Source organism: Parvibaculum sp., assembly GCF_035511255.1.
Taxonomy (GTDB): domain Bacteria; phylum Pseudomonadota; class Alphaproteobacteria; order Parvibaculales; family Parvibaculaceae; genus Parvibaculum.
This window is the reverse complement of record NZ_DATKFR010000251.1, coordinates 1-3,636: the sequence shown is the minus strand read 5'-3', so window position 1 is coordinate 3,636 and position 3,636 is coordinate 1. Positions and strand designations below refer to the sequence as shown.

Here is a 3,636-nt window from a genome sequence, read left to right as displayed (position 1 = left end):
TCGATATCGTCGATGCCGATCTGGTTCGCCGGCCAGAAGCCGATGACGGCCGAGGCCTTCAGCCATTTCTCTGAGACCATCTGGGCGAGCATTTCCTGCGCGTCGTCGAAGAGCGCCTGCGCGGCCTCGCCCATCTTGTCGTCCTTCAGGATTTGCGGGTAATGCCCCGCCAGTTCCCAGGTCGCGAAGAAAGGCGTCCAATCGATATAGGGCACGAGTTTTTCGAGCGGATAATCCTCAAGCACCTTCGTACCCAGGAAAGTCGGCTTTACCGGTTTGTAGCCCGTCCAGTCGATATTCAGCCTGTGTTCACGGGCAGCCGCGAGGGTCTGGCGCTCCTTCGTGTTGCGCGCATTGGCGTGAGCCGTCGCCATTTTTGCGTATTCGTCGCGGATGTCGGCGACGAATTTCTCCTTGGCCGTGGTCGAGATGAGATTGGAGACGACGCCCACCGCACGGCTCGCATCGGTGACATAGATCGCCTGCCCGCGCTTGTAGTTCGGATGAACCTTCACGGCGGTGTGGATACGGCTCGTCGTCGCGCCGCCGATCAGCAGCGGAATGTCGAAGCCCTCGCGCTCCATCTCGGCCGCGACGTGACACATCTCGTCGAGACTCGGCGTGATGAGGCCGGAAAGCCCGATCACGTCGACTTTTTCCGCGCGCGCCGTTTCGAGAATTTTCGCCGCCGGCACCATGACGCCGAGATCGATCACTTCGAAATTATTGCACTGGAGAACGACGCCGACGATGTTCTTGCCGATATCGTGCACGTCGCCCTTCACCGTCGCCATCAGGATCTTGGCGGCGGCCTGTTTCTGCGCGGCGCCGGTCAGGCGCTTTTCCTCCTCCATGAAAGGCATGAGATAGGCGACCGCCTGCTTCATCACGCGAGCGGATTTCACCACCTGCGGCAGGAACATCTTGCCGGAGCCGAAGAGATCACCGACGACGTTCATGCCGTCCATCAGCGGGCCTTCGATGACATCGAGCGGGCGTGAGGCCTCGCGGCGCGCCGCTTCGGTATCTTCCTCGATGAAAGCGTTGATGCCCTTCACCAGCGCATGGGTCAGCCGCTCCTTCACGGGCAGCTCACGCCAGGAGAGGTCTTCTTCCTTCTTCTTGCCGGCCTCGCCCTTGAAGCGGTCGGCGATTTCAAGCAGGCGTTCGGTCGCATCGGGCCGACGATTGAGGATCACATCCTCGACGCGCTCGCGCAGCTCCGGTTCGATCTCGTCATAGATCGCGAGCTGACCGGCATTGACGATGCCCATATCCATACCAGCCTGAATGGCGTGATAGAGGAACACCGAATGCATCGCCTCGCGCACCGGCTCGTTGCCGCGGAACGAAAATGAGATGTTCGACACGCCGCCGGAGACATGCGCATAGGGCAGGCATTGACGAATGCGCTTCGTCGCCTCGATGAATTCGACACCGTAATTATTGTGCTCCTCGATGCCCGTCGCGACCGCGAAGATATTCGGATCGAAGATGATGTCCTGCGGCGGGAAGCCGACCTTGTCGACCAACAGATTATAGGAACGCTCGCAGATCGCGAATTTGCGCTCCGCCGTGTCCGCCTGCCCGTCCTCGTCGAAGGCCATGACGACGGTCGCCGCGCCGTAGCGGCGCAGCTTGCGGGCATGTTCAAGAAAGGCTTCCTCGCCTTCCTTGAGGCTGATCGAATTCACGATCGCCTTGCCCTGCACGCATTTGAGGCCCGCCTCGATGATCGACCATTTCGACGAGTCGATCATGATCGGCACACGGGCAATGTCGGGTTCGGCGGCGATCAAATTCAGGAAGGTCACCATCGCCTGCTCGCTGTCGAGCATGCCCTCGTCCATGTTGACATCGATGACCTGCGCGCCGTTCTCGACCTGCTGGCGAGCGACGGAAAGCGCCTCGTCGAAGCGCCCTTCGACGATCAGCTTCTTGAATTTGGCCGAACCGGTGACGTTGGTGCGTTCACCGATATTGATGAAGTTGGCCGAGAGATTGGTCATGACGTTTCTTTTCTAAAACTCAAGGTGCCGTGAAGGCTTCGAGACCGGAAAGGCGAAGGCGCGGCTCGATTTCGGGAATTTCTCGTGGGCGGACGCCCTTCACCGCCTCGGCAATGGCGTGAATATGCGCAGGCGTCGTGCCGCAGCAACCGCCGACGATATTGACGATACCCGAGGTCGCGAATTCGCCGACGAGGTGGGACATATGTTCCGGACTTTCGTCATACTCGCCCATTTCGTTCGGCAGCCCGGCATTCGGATGCGCGCTGACACGCACATTGGCGACGCGCGCCAGCGTGTCGACATGCTGGCGCATTTCCTTCGCACCCAGCGCGCAATTGAGCCCGATCGAAAGCGGCTTCACATGGGAGACCGAATTCCAGAAGGCTTCCGGCGTCTGACCCGAGAGAAGCCGGCCCGACATGTCGGTGATCGTGCCGGAGATCATGACCGGCAGCTCGATCCCGAGTTCATCATAGACTTCCTCGACGGCGAAGAGCGCCGCCTTGGCGTTCAGCGTGTCGAAGATCGTCTCGACCAGAATGATATCGGCGCCGCCTTCGATGAGGCCGCGCGTCGCTTCCTTATAGGCGTCGCGGAGCTGGTCGAAGCTGACATTGCGGAAGCCCGGATCGTTGACCTTGGGCGAGATCGAAGCCGTACGGTTCGTGGGCCCGAGCACGCCCGCGACATAGCAGACGCGGCCCGGCGTCTCGCTTTCGGCGATGTCGGCCGCTTCGCGCGCGATGCGGGCGCTGGCGACGTTCATTTCGTAGGCGACGGATTCGAGATGATAGTCGGCCTGGGCGATCACGGTCGCGCTGAACGTGTTCGTCTCGGCGATGTCGGCGCCGGCGCGGAAATATTCGAGATGGATGTCGCGCAGGATGTCGGGGCGGACGAGCGAGATCAGCTCGTTGTCGCCCTTCAGATCGACCGGGTGATCCTTGAACCGCTCGCCCCGGAAATCAGCTTCCGTAAGCTTGTAGCCCTGAATCATCGTGCCCATGGCGCCGTCGAGTACCAGAACGCGCTCCGCAATCTCTTTCTTCAGCCTGGTGATACGCTCTTCCCGGCTTTTGATGTCCCTGGTCATGGTGCGGTCCTTTCTCTCACTCACTCGGCCGGTACGGCGACGCGCTCGGGACGGAGCCCGATCACGTGGCAGATCGCGAAGGTGAGATCGGCCTGATTCAACGTGTAAAAATGAAAGCGATCGAAGCCATAGGCGCGCAGGCGGTTCACCTGTTCCGCCGCGACATAGGCCGCGATGAGCTTGCGCGTCTCGAGGTCGTCGTCGAGACCTATATAGTAGTCGTCGAGCCATTTCGGAATGCTGGCGCCGCAGCGTTCCGCCATGCGCTTCGTGCCCTTGAAGTTCGTCGTCGGCATGATGCCGGGAACCACCGGCACCTTGATGCCGGCTTTCCAGACTTCCTCCAGAAAACGCGCATGGCGCTCCGTATCGAAGGCAAATTGCGTGATCGCGCGTGTCGCGCCGGCATCTACCTTGCGCTTCAGGAGTTCGATGTCGGCGGCAAAGGATTCCGACTCCGGGTGGCCTTCCGGATAGGCGCTGACACTCACCTCGAAATCGGCAATCCGCCTGATGCCCCTGACGAGATCG

General features: G+C 60.8%; 1 protein-coding gene and 1 pseudogene. Both read right to left on the bottom strand.

All coding sequences use genetic code 11. The annotated features are described in order from the left end of the window. Positions 1–3,105 (bottom strand): annotated as a pseudogene (metH, locus tag VMR03_RS09950) (methionine synthase); the annotation flags it as partial. A gap of 20 nt (positions 3,106–3,125) precedes the next feature. Then, positions 3,126–3,636: methylenetetrahydrofolate reductase (locus tag VMR03_RS09945; protein ID WP_325404729.1), on the bottom strand; the 511-nt coding region annotated here is incomplete at its 5' end.